Raw genomic sequence first — 19,307 nt, 5'->3', positions numbered from 1 at the left:
CGGGGACGGTTGACCGAACCCTCCCCGCCGCCGCTCCCGGTCCTCGAGGTCCTGCCCCGGCTGCGGTCGGCGCTCGCCGGTCCCGGCGCCGCCGTGCTCGTCGCGCCCCCCGGGACGGGCAAGACGACGGGCGTCCCGCCCGCGCTGCTCGACGAGCCGTGGGCCGCCGACGGCCGCATCGTCGTCGTGCAGCCCCGGCGGCTCGCGGCCCGCAGCGCGGCCCGCCGGATCGCCGCCCAGCTCCCCGGTGACGGAGGCGTGGGAGGCACCGTCGGCTACTCGGTGCGCGGCGATCGGGAGGTGGGGCCGGCCACCCGGATCGAGCTCGTGACCGAGGGGCTGCTCCTGCGTCGCCTGCAGCGCGACCCGACGTTGGCGTCGACCGCCGCGGTGCTCCTCGACGAGTTCCACGAGCGGTCGGCCGACATCGACCTCCTGCTGGCGCTGCTCCTCGACGTGCGGAGCTCCCTGCGTCCCGACCTGCGCCTCCTCGTGATGTCGGCCACGCTCGACCCTGGCCCCGTCGCCGCGCTGCTGGGGGACGGCGACCCCGCGCCGGTCGTGACCGCGACGGCGCCGCTGCACCCCGTCCGCACCCTGCACCGCCCCGGCTCGGTCCGGGACCGGCTCGAGGACCGCGTGGCGGCCGTGGTGCGCGAGGCGCTGGCGGCGGGACCCGAGGCCGACGGCGTGCTCGGCGACCTGCTCGTGTTCCTCCCGGGTCGGGGCGAGATCCGTCGGACCCACGCCGCGGTGGGCGGGCTCGGTCCGGACGTCGTGGTGCACGAGCTCCACGGCTCCGTGCCGGCTGCGGAGCAGGACGCCGCCCTTCGGCCCGACCCGCGAGGTCGACGCCGCGTGGTGCTCGCCACCTCCGTGGCGGAGACGTCGATCACCGTCGAGGGCGTGCGGGTGGTCGTCGACGCCGGGCGGCGCCGCACCGTGCGCGTCGATCCGGCGACGGCGCTCCCGGGGCTGGTCACCGTCGCCGTGTCGCGGGCCGGCGCCGACCAGCGTCGCGGGCGGGCGGGTCGCACCGGTCCGGGCACGTGCTACCGGTTGTGGTCGGCCGACGAGGAGCGGCACCGGCCGGCCGCCGACCGTCCCGAGGTCCTCGACGGCGACCTCTCGGCGCTCCTGCTGCAGGTGCGGGCGTGGGGCGCGACCCCGGAGGAGCTGCGCTTCCTCGACCCGCCGACCGGACCGCACCTCGATGCGGCCCGCGGCCTGCTCGCCGACCTCGGCGCGACCGGACCCGACGGGCGCCTCACCGCCCGGGGTCGCGACCTCGCCGACCTGGGGTTCCACCCGCGGCTGGGCGCGGTGGTGCTCGAGGCGACCTCCGGTCCGCTCGGTCCGGCCGGCGCCGCGGAGCTCGCGGCGCTGCTCGAGGTCGACCTGCCGGGCGAACCCGACCTCGTGGAGCGGTGGCGGGCGCTGCGGCGCGGCGATGCGCCGCGGGAGGTGCGTGAGGCGGCGCGCGAGTGGCGGCGCCGGGTGCCCGACGGCCGCGACCGCCGGCGCGGCCCCGCGCGGGCCGGCCGGCAGGTCGACGCCGACGGCGCCGTCGCCGGGGCCGTCGTGGCCGGCTACCGGGATCGGCTGGCCCGTCGTCGGACCGGCACCCGCACCGACGACCGGGGGCGGCCGCAGTCGGTGTACCAGCTCGTCGGCGGCGGCGAGGTGGCCATCCGGCCCGCCGACCACCCGCTGGCCCGGTCGTCCTGGCTCGCCGTCGTCGCGCTCGACCGCGGCGCCGACGGCACGGTCGGCACCACGCACCTGGCGGTGGCCGTGGAGGACGAGCTCGCCCTCGACGCCCTGGCCGACCGGGCGGACGAGGAGCGCGAGGTCACGTGGGACCCCGGGCGACGCGAGGTGGCCGCCACCGCCCGGCGGCGGGTCGGCGCGATCGTGCTCGACGAGCGGCGGTGGCCCGACCCGCCCGCCGACGAGGTGCGCCGCGCCCTGGCGGCGGGCGTCCGCAGCCAGGGACCCGAGGCCGTGTTCGACCGGTGGCACCGGGCCGACGAGCTGCTGGCACGGTTGGCGCTCGTGCGGGCGGTCGACGGTCCGGTCAGCGGTGCGGGCGACGGTGCGGGCGAGGCGGCGACCGGTCCCGACCTCGACGCCCTGCTCGACCGGGTGGCGTCGTCCGGCACCGGTTCACGCCGGCAGCTCGCGACGGTGGACGTGGCGAGCTGGCTGTCGGAGGGCTTGGCGTGGGACGAGCGGCGGGCGCTCGACGAGCTGGCGCCGCTCCACCTCGAGCTGCCGTCCGGCCGGCGCGTGCGCCTCCGCTACGAGCCGCACGACGCCACGGGCGACGGCCCGGGTGGCGGTGGGCCACCGCCCGGCCCGGTGCTCGCCACGCGCCTGCAGGACCTGCTCGGCACCGACGTGCACCCGACGGTCGGCGGCGGGCGCGTGCCGGTCGTGCTGGAGCTGCTGTCCCCCGCCGGTCGGCCGGTGCAGCGGACGTCGGACCTCCCGGGCTTCTGGCGGGGCAGCTACGCGGCGGTGCGCTCGGAGCTGCGGGGCCGGTACCCCAAGCACGCCTGGCCCGAGCGCCCCTGGGAGATATAGGGGTGCACACGGACAACCCTTGTCGCGATCCTGACCACAGATCCGGCGCCGGGCCCGGTCAGCCGGCGCGGCGGAGCCAGCGGCGGCCGTGGTCGAGCCGAGCCTCGAGCTGCTCGAGCGTCGCCTCCGACACCTTGCCGATCCCCGTGAGGCGGTTCAGCTCGTTCTGCACCTGCACGTAGCCCCACCCGGTGGAGCGCACGAGCTCCGCCGCCACGTCGGCGTTCATGTCGCGCAGCCGGGCCTTGCGCTCGCGCTGGGTCATCGACGCCATCGGGTCGGCGCCCGGTCCCGTGCCGGGGCCGGGCGCACCGTCGTCGGCGGGCACGGCGACGTGGCCGCCGCCCGGCAGCGGCGGCGGCAGCAGCACGAGCTCGACGCCCTCGGGGTCGTGACGGTCGCCCGGGTCCTCGGGGTCGTCGTCGAACACGCCGAGGGCGGGACCGGCGCCCGCCGGTGCCTCGCCGGCGCCGTCGAGGGCCACGGCGCCGATCACCGAGAACAGGCTCATCTGCTCGTCGTCGCCGAGGAGCTCGGCGACGTCGTCGGGCTCGACCGACGGTGCGTCCTCGTCGTTGCCGCGCCGCTTGCGCAGCGAGTGGCGCCGGGACTCGCTCAACTCGGCCGAATAGCGCCGCAGGCGCGGGTCGTCGGGGAGGAAGAACCACGCCGGCTGCGTGCGGGCGCCCGGGCCGTGGAGGCCGGGCGTCCAGCGGACGACGCGCCCGACGGCCTGCCGGAAGAAGAGCTCGGTGGTCGTCGTCGTGGCGAACACCGCGATGCGCAGCCGGGGCAGGTCGACGCCCTCGGACACCATGCGCACGGCCACGATCCACGGGTCGGTCGACGCCGCGAACGCGGCGATGTGCGACGACGCGTCGGGGTCGTCGGACGTGGCGACGACGGCGCGGACCCCGTGCCGCTCGCGCAGCACCCTGGCGATCTCCTGCGCGTGGCCCTGGTCCATCGCGATGACGAGCCCGCCGGCCTCGGGGTGGTGCTCCCGCAGCGCCAGCAGCCGCTCGTGGGCCTGGTCGAGCACGACCGGCAGCCACTGGCCCTCGAGCGACAGCGCGGTGCGGAGCCGCTGGTTGGCCTGCTCGCGGGTGAGCTCGTCGTCGAACGTCGCCGACAGCACCTCGCCGTCGGGCGCGACCCACTCCATGAAGCCGTTGATGCGAGGGAAGTACACCGGTCGCACCACGCCCCGGTCGGCCAGCGCCTCGCCGTAGCCGTACTCGTAGTCGGCCCTCGCCTCGTCGAGGTGGTACTCGACGAAGGGGATGGCCGACGTGTCCGACCGGAACGGGGTGCCCGACAGCGACAGCCGCTTGGCCGCCCCCTCGAAGGCCTCGAGCACCGAGGTGCCCCAGGCCCGGTCGTCGCCTGCGTGGTGGATCTCGTCGAACACGACGAACGAGTCGCGGGACAGGCCGGCCAGCGCCCGGGACGAGGTCGCCACCTGCTGGTAGGTCGTCACGATCCCGTGCATGTCGCCGGGGAGCGCACCGTCCCGGGAGGACCAGTCCGGGTCGAGGTGGAGGCCGAACCGCAGCGCCGCCCGCGACCATTGGTGCTTGAGGTGCTGGGTCGGGGCCACGACGATCAGCCGTCGGCCCGGGTGGTCGGCGAGGTCCTGGACCGCCGCGGTCAGGGCGAAGGTCGTCTTGCCCGCCCCGGGGGTGGCGACGGCGAGGAAGTCGGGCCCGCGGGTGTCGGCGAACCGCTCCAGCGCCTCTGACTGCCAGGGCCGGAGCCGGATGCGGGTGGGGCGGACGGCGCTCGGTGCGCTCACCGGGCGGACCGGCGGACGGCGCGGGTCCTGGACGGGGCCGACGACCGGTCGGCGACGGCGGGCACGGCGGTGGGTGGATCGGGGAGGCGCACCGGCATGGGCTGGCTAGCTTAGGAGCACGGCTCGACCGCCCTGGACACCTCACGCCCGACGTGGGCGACCCGCGGCGGGGGCCTCGAACCGGTCACAGGGGGAGCAGATGACCACGATCGACCTCACGCCGTTCGCCGACATGGCGTACTGGTCCCACGGCTCGGAGCCCCGGGCCGAGATGTTCCGGGCGATGCGCGACGACGCACCGGTCGTGTTCATGGAGGAGCCCGAGATCGAGGGCTTCCCCAAGGGCCCGGGCTTCTGGTCCGTCACGCGGCACGAGGACGTCATGCACGTCTCCCGCCACCCCGACGTCTTCTGCTCCGGTCAGGGGACGAACATCCCCGACCTGCCGCAGGAGGTCAACGAGTTCATGGGCTCCATGATCAACATGGATGCCCCTCGCCACACGCGGCTGCGCATGATCGTGAACCGGTCCTTCACGCCGCGCATGGTCAACCGGATCGACGAGGACGTCCGGGTGAAGGCCCGCAACATCGTCGCCGACGCCGCCGAGAAGGGCAGCTGCGACCTGGTGTCGGAGCTGTCGGCCCCGCTGCCGCTCCACATCATCTGCGAGATGATGGGCATCCCCCGGGACAAGTGGCACCGGATCCTCGAGCTCACGAACGTGGTGCTCGGCGACCAGGAGACCGTGCCCGACATGGCGGCGCTGATGTCCGCGGTGATGGAGATGGCCCAGATCGCGTCCGAGGTGGGCGAGGACCGCCTGGCCGACCCGAAGGACGACCTCGTCTCGGCGATGATGCACGCCGAGGTCGACGGCGAGCGGCTCCAGCCGATGGAGATGGCGAGCTTCTTCATCCTGCTCGCCGCCGCCGGGAACGAGACCACGCGCAACGCGATCTCCCACGGGGTCCGCATGCTCACGCTGCACGAGGACCAGCGCGCCGCGTGGATGGCCGACGTCGAGGGCGTCACGCCCACGGCGGTCGAGGAGATCGTGCGCTGGGCCTCGCCCGTCATCCACTTCCGCCGGACCGCCACCGAGGACACCGAGATCGCCGGCCAGCCGATCGCCAAGGGCGACAAGGTCGTCATGTGGTACGAGTCGGCGAACCGCGACGACCGCGTGTTCGACGACCCGTTCACGTTCGACGTCACCCGGACGCCCAACGAGCACGTCGGGTTCGGTGCCGGCGGGCCGCACTTCTGCCTGGGCGCCAACCTCGCCCGCCGGGAGATCCGGGTGATGTTCGAGGAGCTGTTCCAGTGGCTGCCCGACATCCGCGCCACCGGCGAGCCCGACTACCTGCAGTCGGCCTTCATCCACGGCATCAAGCGGATGCCCTGCGAGTTCACGCCGGCCGAGGTGCCCCGGCTGGAGCCGGTCGCGGACGCACCTTGACCCGGCGGCGCCGTGCGATCGTCCCGGTCGCGGTCCTGCTCGCCGCCCTGGTCGCGGCGTGCAGCGCGGACGACGCGGCGCTGCCCTCGCTCGAGTCGGACGAGCGGCCGACCTCGTCCGCCCCGACGACAGCCCCCGCAGCGGGGCCCGGGACCGAGGGCGCCGACGGGGTCGGCGACCCCTACTACCCGCAGGCCGGCAACGGCGGCTACGACGTCGAGCGCTACGACCTCGACGTCGACGTGACGATCCGTGGGACCGACCACCTCGACGCGGTCGCCACGGTCACCCTGCTGCCCACCCAGGACCTGTCGACGTTCCACCTGGACCTGCTCGGGTTCGAGGTCGCGTCGCTCACCGTCGACGACCGGCCGGCGCTGTTCGAGCGGCAGGGCCGGGAGCTCGTCGTGGCCCCGCCCACCCCGCTGCGGACGGGCGAGCAGGCCATCGTCCGGGTCGCCTACTCGGGCACGCCCGGGAGCACCGGGAGCAACCAGGGCGGCCTCATCGGCGACGGCGGGTGGGTCGACCTCTCCGACGAGTGGTCGACCGTCATCGCCGAACCGGTCGGCGCCGCGACCTGGTTCCCATCGAACGACCACCCCTCGGACAAGGCCCTGGTCGGCGTGACCGCCACCGTGCCGGCGCCGCTCGAGGCCGTCGCAGGCGGCCGGCTGGTCGAGCGTCGCGACGAGGGGGCGACGTCGACGTTCCGATGGGAGGCGACCGAACCCATGTCGCCCTACCTGGCGAGCCTGACCGTCGGCGACATGCAGCTCGCCGACCAGCCCGGTCCGCCGGGGATCCGGATCCTCAACGCGGTGCCCCTCGACCGGCCCGACATGCTCGACGGCGCCGTCTCGCGGTTCCCGGAGATGATCTCCTTCTTCTCCGAGCACTTCGGGCCCTACCCGTTCGCCGACGCGGGCAACGTGGTGGTGCCGGGTCTGCCGCCGCTCGCGCTCGAGTGCCAGACCCGCTCGGTGCTCGCGCTGTCGATCATGGACGGCGGCCCCGGCGACACCACCGCCGACGAGGTGACCGCCCACGAGCTCACGCACCAGTGGTTCGGCGACGCGGTCGGTCCGGCGGCGTGGAACGCCATCTGGCTCAACGAGGGCTTCGCGACGTACGGCGAGTGGCTGTGGCTCGAGCACATCGGCGGCCTCGCGGTCGAGCAGTCGGCCCGCCGGGCGCACAACGGCAACCCGGCGCTCGACGTGCCGCCGGCCGACCCGGGCGTCGACGAGCTGTTCGGGGCGTCGGTGTACCACCGGGGCGGCATGTTCCTGGTCGAGCTCCGCACGCTGATGGGCGAGGACCGCTTCGACGAGCTGCTGCGCACGTGGGTCGACCAGCACCGGTTCGGCGTGGCCACCACCGAGCAGTTCCTGCAGCTGGCGGCCGAGATCATGGGCGTGCCGTACGACGGATCCCGGATCGCGGTGCTGTCCGACGCCTGGCTCCGCTCGGGCCGGCTGCCCCCGCTCTCGTTCTGACCCCCCGGGAAGAGACCCATGACCGACCCGATCGCCGCCGACCGCGGGCTCACCGTGCGCTACGGCACCGTCGACCCCGACGCCCTCCGCATGCTGCAGTCGTTCCCGCCCGGCGAGGACGGTCCGGTGTGGATGGTCAACCTCATGCGCTACCGGGACCGCGCCGACTACGCCGACGGTCGCGACAGCGAGCTCACGGGCAGGGAGGCCGACGACCTCGACGCGCCGCTCGACACGCTGGCCGACATCGGGGCCGAGGTCGTGCTGTTCGGCGAGGTCGAGGACCAGTTGCTCGGCGAGGGTCCGGCGTGGGACCGGGTCGCGGTGGTGAAGTACCCGACGCACCGGTCCTTCGTGGAGATGCAGACCCGGCCCGACTTCCGGGCGCACCACGTCCACAAGGACGCCGGCATGGCGGCGACCTCGATCATCGCCTGCCAGCCGTTCGCGCCGCCGGCCTGGGACGGCGAGGTGCCCGACCCGACGTCGGTCCCGCACCCGTCGACCGACGAGGACGGGCCGGTCGTCGTCGTGCACGTCGTGCAGTTCGACCGCTCGACCGCGGACAGCCCGGAAGCCCTGGCCGAGAGCATCGCCCACATGGACGCCTACCAGGCGCACGCGGCGACGGTGGCGGTGCCGCACGGCGTCGCGATCGACGGGTGGTTCCGCGCCGAGGGCACCGTGGTCGGCGACGGCCGGCGCTGGGACCAGGTGCGGTTCAACCGCTTCCCGTCCAAGGCCGCCTTCATGGCCGTGGTGCTCGACCCGGGCCGCCTCGCGGTCCAGGCCGAGCACCGGGAGACGGCGATGAGCGACACCTACACGCTGATCGTCCGGCCGCTCGTCGACACGCTGCCGGCGTCGTGGGAGGGCCTGGTCTGAGCTCGCGGCGCGCTCGGTCGGTCGGCCCCGTCGGTCGGCGTGCCGCCCGTCAGTCGTCGACCAGCACGCGGCGGACCGACAGGCCGATGCGGTGCTTGGTCCTGTCGACGTTCAGCACCTTGACCATCACGTCCTCACCGGGGACGACCAGCTGGTCGGGCCGGTAGCCGGGGACGTCGGACAGCTCCGACATGTGGATCAGGCCCTCGGCGCCCGACTCGAGCCGGGCGAAGGCGCCGTACTCGACCACCCGGGTGATCGTCGCCGGCACGATTTGGCCGACCTCGATGCCGGCGTAGGGGTCGGGCGAGGTCCGGCGCAGCGACAGGGACACCCGCTTCTTGGACCGGTTGACGTCGAGCACCTCGACCGTGACCTGCTCGCCGACGGACACGACGTCGGACGGCTCGCCGAAGCGCTGCCAGGACAGCTCCGACCGGTGGACGAGGCCGCGCAGCCCGCCGAGGTCGACGACCGCGCCGTAGTCGGCGACCGACACGACCCGTCCCTTGACCCGCGCGCCGACCTTGACCGTGCTCCAGCGCTCCTTCTCGTCCTTGCGGCGCTGGCGACGCTGGAGGTCGCGACGCGACACCACCAGCCGGTCCTTGGCGCGGTCGGCCTCGGTGACGAGGACCTCGACCTCACGACCGACGAGTGCGGAGGGATCGGCGACCCTGACCGTGACCGGCGCAGGCGCCTCGGCCACGGGAGCAGGGGCGTCCGCGACCGGCTCGACCGCGGGCGCCGCAGGTTCGGGCGCCGCAGGTTCGGGCGCCGCCGGTTCGGGCGCCGCAGGTTCGGGCGCCGCAGGTTCGTCCGCCACCGGTTCGGGCGCCGCCGGTTCGTCCGCCGCCGGTTCGGGCGCCGCCGGTTCGGGCGCCGCAGGTTCGGGCGCCGCAGGTCCGTCCGCCACAGGTCCGTCCGCCACCGGTTCGTCCGCCGCAGGTTCGGGCGCCACCGGTTCGGTCGCGGGCGCCTCGGTCGCCGGGGCCGCGGGCTGGGCCTCCGGCGCATCGCCGACGGGTGCTGCGGGCTCGGCCACGGGCGCGTCGTCGGCGGGCGCCGCAGGCTCGGCCACGGGCGCCTCGTCGGTGATCTCGATCTCGCCGATCAGCGAGGTGGGCAGGAAGGCGCGGAGCCCGAGGTCGACCACGACCCCGCCCTTGACCGCCTTGACCACGCGACCGGTCAGCGGCGTGTGCTCCGCCCTGGCCTTCTCGACCCGCTGCCAGGCCAGCTCGGTGCGGGCCCAGCGGTGCGACAGCGCGACGCGGCCCCGCCGGTCGTCGTCGCGGCTGAGCACCGCCGCGGGGACGGACGCACCGACCGACGGCGCGCTCGGGAAGTCGCGCCGGTCGATCACGCCGGTCCGGCCGTCGGCGAGGCGGACCTCGACCTCGGCGCCGTCGACACCGGTCACCTCGACGTCGACGATGTGCGCCGGCGGGGGCGCGGTGCGGGGCCGCTTCGGGGCCGGGCGGCCCGACCGGGCGGACCGGCCCGACGGCGCACCCGAGGCGTCGCCGCCGTAGCCGGGCGGTGGCGGGATCGGGCGGTCGGGCGTCGGACCGGCGGGACCCGCGACGTGCGCCGGGCCCGGCTCGTCCGGCGTCGAGCCCGTCTCGGGCGCAGTCGGCTCGGGCGCGGTCGTCTCCGGCGTCGAGCCTGACTCGGGCGCGGTCGTCTCCGGCGTCGAGCCCGTCTCGGGCGCGTCCGGCTCGGTCTGCGGCGTCGGCTCGGCCTCCGGCGGCCCCTCGGGCTCGGGTCCCGACACGGGATCCGGGGCGGGCACCTCGGGCTCGGGCGCGTCGACCGCCGGTGGCGCCTGCGGCTCGGACGCGTCGGCCGCCGGCGACGCGTCCGCGTCGTCGACCGGCTGCTCGGCCGTCGGTTCGGTTGCTGGGTCGTCGGGAACGTGCTCCACCGGCGAGCCAGCGTACCGGTGCGATCCCCCGTCCGATCGCCGGTGCTCGGGCGCCTGCGGGGCGACACCGTCGTGCCGCCGGGCGACGGCCCGGGCACTACGTTGGGCCGCCGGGTCCGAGGGGCGGGCCCAGCGAAGAAGGGGGATCCCGTGGAGCCGTACGGGGCAGACGACGCCGTCCGAGTCGGATCGATGCTGTACACCCTCGTCGACCCGTCCAAGGGCCACGAGGTCGCCTACAACCGCTGGTACGAGCGGGACCACTTCTACGGCGGCTGCATGGTCGGCCCGTGGCTGTTCGCCGGCCGGCGCTGGGTGTCCACCCGCGAGCTGAAGGACATGCGGTTCCCGACCGACACCCCGTCGGGCTCGGCGGTCGCCGATCCGGTGGATGCGGGGTCGTACCTCGCCACCTACTTCATCCACAAGGGCCACGAGGCCGAGCACTTCGCCTGGGCCAACAAGCAGGTGTTCGAGCTCTACGCCAACGGGCGGGGCTTCGACGAGCGCCACCACGCCCACACCGTCCTCTACTTCACCACGGGCGCCGACCACCGCGACCCGGACGGCGTGCCGACCCACATGGCGCTCGACCACCCGTACCAGGGCCTGGTGAGCATCCACGTCGACCGCGAGGGCGAGACGTCGCACCCCGACCTCACCGCCTGGTTCTCCGAGACCGCCGCGCCGGCGCTGTTCGCCGACGGCGAGGACGGGTCCCGCTCCCCGATCGACCAGGTCGTGCACTGGCGGCCGATCATCCCGAAGGGCGCCGAGGGCGACGCGCCCATGGACCTCGGCACCGGGCCCGGTACGAAGGCCCGCAGCATGCAGCTGCTGTTCCTGTCGAGCGATCCTCGCGAGGGCGACGCGTGGGACCGCATCAAGGACTACGCGGCCCGCATCGACGAGTCGGGCCTGGCCACGGTCCGCCTCGTCGCGCCGTTCATCCCGACCGTCTTCGGGACCGACACCTACACCGACCAGCTCTGGTAGCCCGGGCCCTCCCGGGCCTCGCTCGAGCCATCTCCGCACGAGATCGCGGGAGCTGCGGTCGCTGAGCGACGGCAGCCCACGCACCGCCGGAGGATCGGCGGCGGGCTCAGCCGTCGGTGTGGGCGGCCAGGAACGCGAGCGTGCGGTCCCAGGCCAGCGCCGCGGCGTCCTCGTCGTGGTGCTCGGGGCGGTCGGCCTCGGCGAACCAGTGACCCGTGCCCGGGTAGTGGTGGACCTCGACGTGCTTGTCGAGCAGCAGCAGGTGCGCCTGCATCTCGACCAGCTCGTCGTCGGTGACGAGCGGGTCGGTCTCGGCGAAGTGGCCCAGCACCGGGGCGCGCAGCGCCTCGAAGTCGATGTTCTGGACGCCGTAGTAGGCGACCACAGCGTCGACGGAGTCGGGCTGGCGGGTCGCGACCCACAGCGCCCAGGACGCACCCATCGAGAAGCCCAGCACCGCCACCGGTCCGGCCGGGTCCGCCGAGTGCGCCCGGAGGGCCACGATGCTCGACAGCACCAGCGCGGCGGTCTCGTTCGGGTCGCTGTCGGCCAGGACGTCGCGGGCCTCGTCGCCGTCGGCGGGCAGCGCACCGTCGAGGAGGTCGGGCGCGAGCGCCGTGTACCCGGCGTCGGCGAGCGCCTCGACGACCGCCTTCACCGCCGGCGTCAGGCCCCACCACGAGTGCAGCACGAGCACGCCGTGCCCAGGACCGTCGTCGGGGACGACGAGGTAGGCGCTGCCGGCGCTCGCAGGTCGGGGATCGGACGACGGCTCGGCGGGATCGCTCACGGGTTCAGGTTGTCACGCGCACCGCCGGCGGCGCGATGCACCGTCCCGGGCACGGGCCGGGTGGCATCATCTCCAGATGTCCACGGTCGCCGTGCTCAACCAGAAGGGCGGCGTGGGCAAGACGACGCTCACCCTCGGCCTGGCCGCCGCGGCGCAGCGGGCCGGCGATCCGGTGCTCGTCGTCGACCTGGACCCGCAGGGCTCGGCGGGCTGGGCCATGGGGGTCGAGGCCGACGACGACCACCTGGCGGTCGGCGACGTCCTGCGCACCGGTGACCCCAAGGTGGCCCGGGCGTCGATCGTGACCTCGGGTTGGGGGGAGGGCATCGACGTGCTGCCGGCCAGCCGCAACCTCATCGACCGTGAGGCCGACGGACGCGACGCCGACTCGGTGGAACGGCTGCGGCGAGCGCTCGGCCCGGTCGTCGACCAGTACCGCACCGTCCTCATCGACTGCGCCCCGTCGCTCGGGCCGACGACGATGGCAGGCATGACCGCCGCGGACGGCGTGCTGCTCGTGGTCGAGCTGTCCGCGCTGTCGGTCCGGGGGGTCGAGGCCGTCGTCGACACGATCGAGCACGTCGGCCGCGAGCACCACCCCGACCTCGACATCCTCGGCGCGGTCGTGAACCGAGCGCCGCCCGTGTCGGGCGAGGCCGATCGCCAGGAGCACGAGCTCGAGCGGGTGCTCGGCAAGGCGACCGTGTGGCGTCCGTTCATCCCGCAGCGCACGGTGGTGAACGAGGCGGTCGGGCACCGGTGCCCGGTGCAGGACCTCGGCTACCGGGCCCGCGACGTGATCGACGTCTTCGACGAGCTCTACGCGCACCTGATGCGGGTCGTCCCCGAGCGGCCGAGCGCGTGGCGGGCCGGGGACGCGGCCGAGGCCGACGTCGCGGTCGACCCGGCGTCGGGCGGCTGACGGGTCGCGGGTCCGCCGGGCGGGCGCCCGGGTGGCTCCCGCTGGCAGACTCCCGCCCATGCCGCAGCTGCCCGACGACTTCGCACCCCACCCCGCCCGCGACGCCTCGCTGGCGTCGATGCAGGCGGTCGAGGCGGGCGACAAGGCCGCGTGGCTCGCGTTGTTCGCCGACGACGCCGTCGTCGAGGACCCGATCGGGCCGTCGCCGTTCAGCCCCGACGGCAGCGGCCAGCGCGGCCGTGCCGCCATCGAGGCCTTCTACGACTCGGTGATCGGGCCGAACGAGGTCAGGTTCCGGATCGACTCGAGCTGGGCCGGCGGCGACGAGGTCGCGAACGTCGGGACCATCTCGACCCGCATGCCCGACGGGACCGTCGTGCACACCGACGGCGTCTTCACCTACAAGGTCGACGGGGACGGCAAGGTCGTCGCGCTCCGGGCCTACTGGGAGATGGACCGCCTGCGCGTCGGCGGCTGACGCCGCCCGACAGCCCGGCGCGCTGCGTCAGACGGCCGGGTCGGGCGCCGGGTCGGGCGCTGCTCGCAGCGAGGGCCCGCCGAGCCGCGGGGCGAGCAGGGCGACGACGACGGCCACCGCGGCCGCCCCGAGGAAGATGACCGCCATCGTCGGCCGCCGGTCGGCGCCGAGGCGGTCGCCGACCGTCACGACGACGCCGGCCAGGCCGGTGCCCAGGGCGACGCCGAGGATGTCGTTGAGCTGCAGCGCCGAGGTGGCCGCCCCCTCCCGGCCGGCCTCCGCCCGCTCGAGCGCGACGACCGACAGCGGCGAGTACGCGGTGCCCATGCCGAAGCCGGCGATCGCCGAGGCCAGGAACCAGAACGGCACCGGCACCGCCGACAGGAGACAGACGGCGTAGAGCGTCGACCCCCCGATCAGGCACAGGGCGCCGAGCCGCTCCAGCCGGGCCGGCCCCCAGACCGCGATCTGGCGCGCCTGCAGCCAGCTGCCGGCGGTCCAGGTCAGCGACGCCGCCGCGAGCACCATGCCGGCGTACAGGGTCGAGGTGCCCCGGACCGACGTGAGCGCGAGCGACACGAAGGCGTCGGCCGAGAAGAAGGCGAACGTGAGCACGCCCCGCACGAGCACCACGACCGGTAGGCCGCGGGCGGCGCGGAACGTGCCGGGCGGGACGAGCGATCGCAGCGGCGGCACCGCGACGATCCCGCCGACCAGCACGAGCCCGACGATGCCGACCGGGTGCTCCATCGTCAGGCCGCCCAGGACCATGCCGGCCCCGACGGCGAGGCGCACGGTCCGGGCGATGGGCGCGGCCTCCCGGCTCGGCTCGTCCGGCGCGCCGATCCCACGGAGCGAGAACACGGCCAGGCAGACGACGACGCCCATGATCGGGACCAGGCCCAGGAAGACCCACCGCCAGCCGAAGGCGGTCGCGACCGCCGAGGCGAGCAGCGGCGAGACCAGCGACGGCACGATCCACGCCGTCGACATCACGGCGAACACCTTCGGGTGGATCGAGGGAGGGAAGCCCCGGCCGACGCACACGTACGACACCGCCGGCACGACCCCCGCACCGACCCCCTGCAGGGCCCGTCCCAGCACGAGCACCCACATCGCCGGTGCGAAGCCGCCGATCAGCAGCCCGGCGGTGAAGGTCGCCACGCCGACGAGCAGCGGGACGACCGGTCGGACCCGGTCGGCGGCCCGGCCGCCGAGCACGATGCCGATGAGGTCGCCGAGCGAGAACGCGGAGAACGTCCAGCCGTAGAGCCAGATGTCGCCCAGGTCGTCCTCGACGACGGGCATGACGGTGCTCACCGCCATGGCCTCGATGGCCACGACGGTGATGAGGCACGTCACCCCGACGAGCACCCACCGGTGGGAGGGGTCCCACAGGCCGGGAGGGTCAGCCGGGAGCGCGGGCGACGCCTCGCTCGGACCGGTCACGGCGGGCGAGGCTACCGCCGACGGAACCGGGCGGCGGGCGGGGGCCCGGCCGTGGGAGCCTGTCGGCATGTCCCGAACGGACGTCCCGGAGCTGCGCTCGATCACGACCGCCTGCCCGCTCGACTGCCCCGACGCGTGCACGCTGGACGTCACGGTCAGCGGGGAGGGCCCGGCCCAGCGGATCGAGCGGGTCGACGCGGCGCCGGTCGGCGAGTCCAACCTGCTGACCGACGGCTGGATCTGCGCCAAGGTGCGCCGCAGCGCCGAGCGCGTCTACAGCCCGGAGCGCGTCCTGACGCCGCTGGTCCGTACCGGGCCGAAGGGCTCGGGCCGGTTCGAGCCGATCTCCTGGGACGAGGCGCTCGACCGCACGGCGTCGGCGATCCGGGCCGCCGTCCGGGACCACGGCCCGGCGTCGGTCGTGCCGTTCCTCTACAACTCCTCGGCGCCCACGTTCTCGGACCGCCTCTCCACCCGGTTGTTCCTCGAGCTCGGCACCTCGGCCGTGGCGCACACGATCTGCGCCGCCACCGCCGCCATCGCGTGGCACGCCACCTTCCCGAACATGGCCTCGGCCGACCCCCTCGACGTGGCGCACTCGGACCTGGTCGTGCTGTGGGGCGCGAACCCCTCGGCTTCGAACACGCACCTGACGCCGCTGCTGACCGACGCCCGGGCCCGCGGCGCCGCGGTGGTCGTCGTCGACCCGCGGCGCACGCCGACCGCGGCCCGGGCCGACCTGCACCTCGCCGTCCGGCCCGGCACCGACGTCGCCCTCGCCCTGGCGGTCGCGCACGAGCTCGAACGGCTCGACCTGGTGGACCGGGCGTTCTGCGCCCAGCACGCGGACGGCGTCGAGGAGCACCTCGACGCCGCCCGGGAGTGGACGCCCGAGCGGGCGGCCGAGGTCTGCGGCGTCGACGCGGCGCAGGTGACGGCGCTCGCCGAGCTGGTCGGCGGCCGGCGCCCCGGCATGCTCCGCGTCGGCTGGGGCATGGAGCGCAACCGCAACGGCGGGAGCTCGATCCGTGCCGCCCTCGCCACCTGGGTCCTGGCCGGCCAGTTCGGGCGGCCGGGCGCCGGGGTGATCCAGTCCACGTCGTCGTCGGCCGACGACGACACGCTCCCCGACCTCCCCGGCGCGCCGGCGCATGCCCGGGTCCTCAACATGAACCGCATCGGCCGCGACCTGCTCGACGCCGATCCCCCGGTCCGCGTCCTGTTCGTCCAGGGCGCGAACCCCGCGGTGATGGCCCCCGACCAGCGATCCGTCCTCGCCGGGCTGGGGCGGGACGACCTGTTCACCGTCGTGCACGAGCAGGTGATGACCGACACCGCCGCCCTGGCCGACATCGTCCTGCCGGCGACGACCTCCTTCGAGTCGGGCCGCGACGTCGCCGTGGGCTACGGCGCCTACGCGGCGTCACCGATCCGGCAGGTGATCCCGCGCGTCGGCGAGTCGCGCACGAACGCCGAGGTCGCCGAGGGCCTGGCCCAGCGCCTCGGCCTGTCGGGCTACGGCGTCGACGACGTGCCGCCACCGCCGGTGCCCGACCGTGCAGTGTCGACCCGCCCCGACGGCACGGTGCAGTTCGGCCCGGCCGGCGCACCCGGGACGACCCTTCCCGACGGCGGGAGGGCCCGGCTCGTGCTCGGCCCGGGCTCGGACCGCCTGCCGGTGTTCCGCGAGCTGGACGGCGGCGAGCACCCGCTCACGCTCCTGAGCCCGGCGACCACGAGGACGATCAACTCGATCTTCGCCGAGTTCGACCCGCCGAGGGCGGCCGTCACGATGCACCCCGACGATGCCGGCGCCCGGGGCGTGGCGACCGGCGACGAGGTCCGCGTCTTCAACGAGCGTGCGGAGCTGCGCCTCCCTGCCGTGGTCGACGCGGCCGTGCGACCCGGCGTCGTCGTCATCCCCAAGGGGCTCTGGCGGCGCCACGTCGGCGGCGGGCTGACCGCCAACGCCCTGGTGCCCGATGACGTCGAGGCGACCGTGGGCGGCGCCGTGTTCAACGACACGACCGTCGAGGTGGCGCGGGCCTGACGCGCCTCGTGGGCGCGGCGGGCCGAGCGGCACGGGCGGGCGACCCCGCCCCGGACGCGGCACGGCCCCGCCCGTCCGGGTGGGACGTGGCGGGGCCGGCCGGCGTGGGTGGGCTCGATCAGGCCTCGCCGAGGTTCTGGGCGACGAACTCCCAGTTCACCAGGCTGTCGAGGAAGGTCGAGATGTAGTTCGGCCGCGCGTTGCGGTAGTCGATGTAGTAGGCGTGCTCCCAGACGTCGATCGTGAGGAGCGCCTTGGCGCCGTGCTTCATCGGCAGGTCGGCGTTCGAGGTCTTCATGATCTCGAGGCCCGAGCCGTTGTCGACGAGCCAGGCCCAACCGGAGCCGAACTGCGTGGTGGCGGCCTCGGCGAACTTCGACTTGAAGTCGTCGTAGGAACCGAAGGCGGAGCTGATCGCGTCGCCGACCTCGCCGGTGGGCGCACCGCCGCCGTCCGGCGACATCGAGTTCCAGTAGAAGGTGTGGTTCCAGACCTGGGCCGAGTTGTTGAACAGGCCGCCGTCGGACTTGAGGATCACGTCCTCGAGCGTGGCGTTCTCGAACTCCGTGCCCTCCACCAGCTTGTTGAGGTTGGTGACGTAGGTCTGGTGGTGCTTGCCGTAGTGGTACTCGAGCGTCTCGGCCGAGATGTGCGGCGCCAGGGCGTCCTGGGCGTACGGAAGGGGCGGGAGTTCGAAGGCCATGGATCGTCCTCTCGGGGAACAGGTCAGGTTGTCTCGGGGCGCAACCTACCCCCTGCCGGGGGCATCGACCGCCAGGGCCCTTCCCGCTCGGTCGACCGACGACTCGTCCTGCGACGGCTCCGATCGGGCCCCGAACTCCGACTCGCGGACGACCCGCGTCCCTGGCTCCCCGGCACCGCTCGTCAATCCGGGGTTGACGGATCACCAACGTCAACGTAGGGTTGACGGCATGTCCGCCGCCCTCCCGATCGAACCGCCCGTCCGCCTCGACGACGTGATCGACGCCATCACCGCCGTCCACGACGAGCCGCTGGAGCAGCTCACCGACGCCGTGCTCGTCGCCGAGCACCTCGGTTCGCTCTCGGACCACCTCGTCGGGCACTTCGTCGACCAGGCCCGCCGGTCGGGCGCGTCCTGGACCGACATCGGCCGCAGCATGGGCGTCACCAAGCAGGCGGCGCAGCAGCGGTTCGTGCCCAAGCTCCCCGAGCAGCCCGACGACCTCTGGCCCGAGGCCGGCTTCGGCCGCTTCACGCCCCGGGCCCGCAGCGTCGTGGCCGCGTCCCAGACCGAGGCGAACCAGGCCGGCAGCGACCGCATCACGCCGGCGCACCTCGTGCTCGGGTTGCTCGCGGAGCCCGAGAGCATCGCCGCGTGGGTGATGGTGACCCAGGGCGCCGACGCCGAGGCCGTGCGCGCCGCCGCCACCTCGGTTCTTCCCCCGGCCGTCGAGGGCGGCGGCGCCGGCCACGTGCCGTTCGACGGCGCGGCCAAGAAGGTGCTCGAGCTCACGTTCCGCGAGGCGCTGCGCCTCGGGCACAACTACATCGGCACCGAGCACCTGCTGCTCGCGCTCCTCGAGCAGGAGGGCGACGACGGTCCGCTCATTGCCCTCGGGCTCGACAAGGAGCGGGCCGAGGCCGAGATCGCGGATCTGCTCGCCACGATGACCGCGACCGGCACCCCGCCCGCCGACGACTGACCCACGCGCACCGTCAGGGGGTGCGGCGGGCGGCCAGGCCGAGCAGGTCCCCGTCGGCGTCGTGCCAGGGCTCGGCCGGTTCGAAACCGGCGGCGGCCAGGTCGGTGGCCAGCGCGACGTCCTGGTCGCCGCCGAGCTCGAGCAGCAGCCACCCGCCCGGCACGAGCCGCGCCGCAGCTGCGGCGACCACGAGTCGGACGACGTCGAGGCCGTCGGGGCCGCCGTCGTGCGCTCGGCGGGGCTCGTGCTCGCGCACGTCACCGGCGAGCGTCGAGAGCGCCGGGGTCGGCACGTACGGCGCCACTGCGGTGACCACGTCGAACGCCGCGCCCGGCCGCAACGGCCCGTCCAGGTCGCCGGCGGCGGCCACCAGGCCGTTCGACCGGGCGCACGCGGCAGCCGCCGGGTCCGCGTCGACGCCGACGACGAGCGCATCGGGTCGGCGAGCCCGGACGAGCGCGCCGACGGCACCGCACCCGGTGCACAGGTCGAGCAGACGTCCGACCTCGCCGAGCCGGCCCGCCGCAGTGAGCGCGAGCTCGGCCGACCACGGCCGGGGCGGGTAGACGCCGGGCGCGACGCGCACGTCGATGCCGCAGAACGCGGCGTGGCCCGTGATCCACGGGAGCGGCTCACCCCGTGCTCGCCGCCGCACCCAGTCGGCCGGCAGCTTCCAGCCGGCCACGTCGACCGGGGCCCAGCGCGACATCTCGGCCACCTCCGCCGCCGGGTCGACGCAGCCGGCTGCGGCCAGGCGGTCGATCGCGTCGGCGGGCCTCACGA

Annotated in this window: 15 protein-coding genes; 9 read left to right on the top strand and 6 right to left on the bottom strand. The window is 74.9% G+C overall.

Features of this window, described 5'->3' with window-relative positions:
• Positions 1-9: 9 nt before the first annotated feature.
• Positions 10-2,586: an ATP-dependent helicase HrpB gene (gene hrpB / locus LH044_RS15510; RefSeq protein WP_227756493.1), complete on the top strand. Its 2,577-nt coding sequence runs from the start codon at positions 10-12 to the stop codon at positions 2,584-2,586.
• Positions 2,587-2,644: 58 nt separating this feature from the next.
• Here the strand turns inward: hrpB and LH044_RS15505 are convergent, their stop codons facing one another.
• Positions 2,645-4,381 carry a DEAD/DEAH box helicase gene (locus LH044_RS15505; protein ID WP_227756492.1) on the bottom strand — a complete coding sequence of 579 codons (1,737 nt, stop codon included), beginning with the start codon at positions 4,379-4,381 and terminating at the stop codon, positions 2,645-2,647.
• A 199-nt stretch (positions 4,382-4,580) separates the two neighbouring features.
• Between LH044_RS15505 and LH044_RS15500 the strand changes: the two genes are divergently transcribed.
• The 3 genes from LH044_RS15500 to LH044_RS15490 are packed head-to-tail and all read left to right on the top strand — an operon-like array spanning position 4,581 to position 8,227.
• Entirely contained in the window at positions 4,581-5,843 is a 1,263-nt protein-coding gene (locus tag LH044_RS15500; protein ID WP_227756491.1) for a cytochrome P450, read from the top strand.
• Positions 5,840-7,342: a M1 family metallopeptidase gene (locus tag LH044_RS15495; protein ID WP_227756490.1), complete on the top strand. Its 1,503-nt coding sequence runs from the start codon at positions 5,840-5,842 to the stop codon at positions 7,340-7,342. Before LH044_RS15500 ends, LH044_RS15495 begins: the two co-directional genes overlap by 4 nt.
• 18 nt (positions 7,343-7,360) lie before the next feature.
• Positions 7,361-8,227: a hypothetical protein gene (locus LH044_RS15490; RefSeq protein ID WP_227756489.1), complete on the top strand. Its 867-nt coding sequence runs from the start codon at positions 7,361-7,363 to the stop codon at positions 8,225-8,227.
• A 49-nt stretch (positions 8,228-8,276) separates the two neighbouring features.
• On the opposite strand, the gene LH044_RS15485 is transcribed toward LH044_RS15490, so the two are convergent.
• Complete coding sequence (locus LH044_RS15485) at positions 8,277-10,154, bottom strand: S1 RNA-binding domain-containing protein (RefSeq protein ID WP_227756488.1); 1,878 nt, start codon at positions 10,152-10,154, stop codon at positions 8,277-8,279.
• Positions 10,155-10,346: 192 nt separating this feature from the next.
• On the opposite strand from LH044_RS15485, the gene LH044_RS15480 reads away from it, so the two are divergent.
• Entirely contained in the window at positions 10,347-11,150 is an 804-nt protein-coding gene (locus tag LH044_RS15480) for a hypothetical protein (protein WP_227756487.1), read from the top strand.
• Positions 11,151-11,256: 106 nt separating this feature from the next.
• Here LH044_RS15480 and LH044_RS15475 read toward each other — a convergent pair whose 3' ends face one another.
• Positions 11,257-11,940 carry a dienelactone hydrolase family protein gene (locus tag LH044_RS15475; RefSeq protein ID WP_227756486.1) on the bottom strand — a complete coding sequence of 228 codons (684 nt, stop codon included), beginning with the start codon at positions 11,938-11,940 and terminating at the stop codon, positions 11,257-11,259.
• A 76-nt stretch (positions 11,941-12,016) separates the two neighbouring features.
• Here LH044_RS15475 and LH044_RS15470 point away from each other — a divergent pair, with 76 nt between their 5' ends.
• The gene (locus tag LH044_RS15470; protein WP_227756485.1) at positions 12,017-12,862 is read left to right on the top strand and encodes a ParA family protein; all 846 of its coding nucleotides are present in this window, start codon (positions 12,017-12,019) and stop codon (positions 12,860-12,862) included.
• Positions 12,863-12,920: 58 nt separating this feature from the next.
• On the top strand, positions 12,921-13,340 hold the full coding sequence (locus LH044_RS15465) for a nuclear transport factor 2 family protein (protein ID WP_227756484.1): 420 nt from the start codon (positions 12,921-12,923) through the stop codon (positions 13,338-13,340).
• A gap of 27 nt (positions 13,341-13,367) precedes the next feature.
• Here the strand turns inward: LH044_RS15465 and LH044_RS15460 are convergent, their stop codons facing one another.
• The gene (locus LH044_RS15460; RefSeq protein ID WP_227756483.1) at positions 13,368-14,789 is read right to left on the bottom strand and encodes an MFS transporter; all 1,422 of its coding nucleotides are present in this window, start codon (positions 14,787-14,789) and stop codon (positions 13,368-13,370) included.
• A 67-nt stretch (positions 14,790-14,856) separates the two neighbouring features.
• Between LH044_RS15460 and LH044_RS15455 the strand changes: the two genes are divergently transcribed.
• On the top strand, positions 14,857-16,839 hold the full coding sequence (locus tag LH044_RS15455) for a molybdopterin-containing oxidoreductase family protein (protein WP_227756482.1): 1,983 nt from the start codon (positions 14,857-14,859) through the stop codon (positions 16,837-16,839).
• Positions 16,840-16,957: 118 nt separating this feature from the next.
• On the opposite strand, the gene LH044_RS15450 is transcribed toward LH044_RS15455, so the two are convergent.
• Positions 16,958-17,542: a superoxide dismutase gene (locus LH044_RS15450; protein ID WP_227756481.1), complete on the bottom strand. Its 585-nt coding sequence runs from the start codon at positions 17,540-17,542 to the stop codon at positions 16,958-16,960.
• 229 nt (positions 17,543-17,771) lie between these two features.
• Here LH044_RS15450 and LH044_RS15445 point away from each other — a divergent pair, with 229 nt between their 5' ends.
• Positions 17,772-18,524 (top strand): Clp protease N-terminal domain-containing protein, encoded by a 753-nt coding sequence (locus LH044_RS15445; protein ID WP_227756480.1) that lies wholly within the window; start codon positions 17,772-17,774, stop codon positions 18,522-18,524.
• 13 nt (positions 18,525-18,537) lie between these two features.
• On the opposite strand, the gene LH044_RS15440 is transcribed toward LH044_RS15445, so the two are convergent.
• On the bottom strand, positions 18,538-19,305 hold the full coding sequence (locus LH044_RS15440) for a class I SAM-dependent methyltransferase (protein ID WP_227756479.1): 768 nt from the start codon (positions 19,303-19,305) through the stop codon (positions 18,538-18,540).
• Positions 19,306-19,307 lie beyond the last annotated feature (2 nt).

This window comes from Dermatobacter hominis, assembly GCF_020715685.1.
Classification (GTDB): domain Bacteria; phylum Actinomycetota; class Acidimicrobiia; order Acidimicrobiales; family Microtrichaceae; genus Dermatobacter; species Dermatobacter hominis.
This window is presented reverse-complemented; position numbering and strand designations above follow the sequence as displayed.

Bases quoted from the DNA above. Each gene is read 5' to 3' on its own strand.
- LH044_RS15500 (WP_227756491.1), top strand. From the start codon at position 4,581: ATGACCACGATCGACCTCACGCCGTTCGCCGACATGGCGTACTGGTCC.
- LH044_RS15450 (WP_227756481.1), bottom strand. From the start codon at position 17,542: ATGGCCTTCGAACTCCCGCCCCTTCCGTACGCCCAGGACGCCCTGGCG.
- LH044_RS15455 (WP_227756482.1), top strand. From the start codon at position 14,857: ATGTCCCGAACGGACGTCCCGGAGCTGCGCTCGATCACGACCGCCTGC.
- LH044_RS15480 (WP_227756487.1), top strand. From the start codon at position 10,347: ATGCTGTACACCCTCGTCGACCCGTCCAAGGGCCACGAGGTCGCCTAC.
- LH044_RS15490 (WP_227756489.1), top strand. From the start codon at position 7,361: ATGACCGACCCGATCGCCGCCGACCGCGGGCTCACCGTGCGCTACGGC.
- LH044_RS15465 (WP_227756484.1), top strand. From the start codon at position 12,921: ATGCCGCAGCTGCCCGACGACTTCGCACCCCACCCCGCCCGCGACGCC.
- LH044_RS15445 (WP_227756480.1), top strand. From the start codon at position 17,772: ATGTCCGCCGCCCTCCCGATCGAACCGCCCGTCCGCCTCGACGACGTG.
- LH044_RS15470 (WP_227756485.1), top strand. From the start codon at position 12,017: ATGTCCACGGTCGCCGTGCTCAACCAGAAGGGCGGCGTGGGCAAGACG.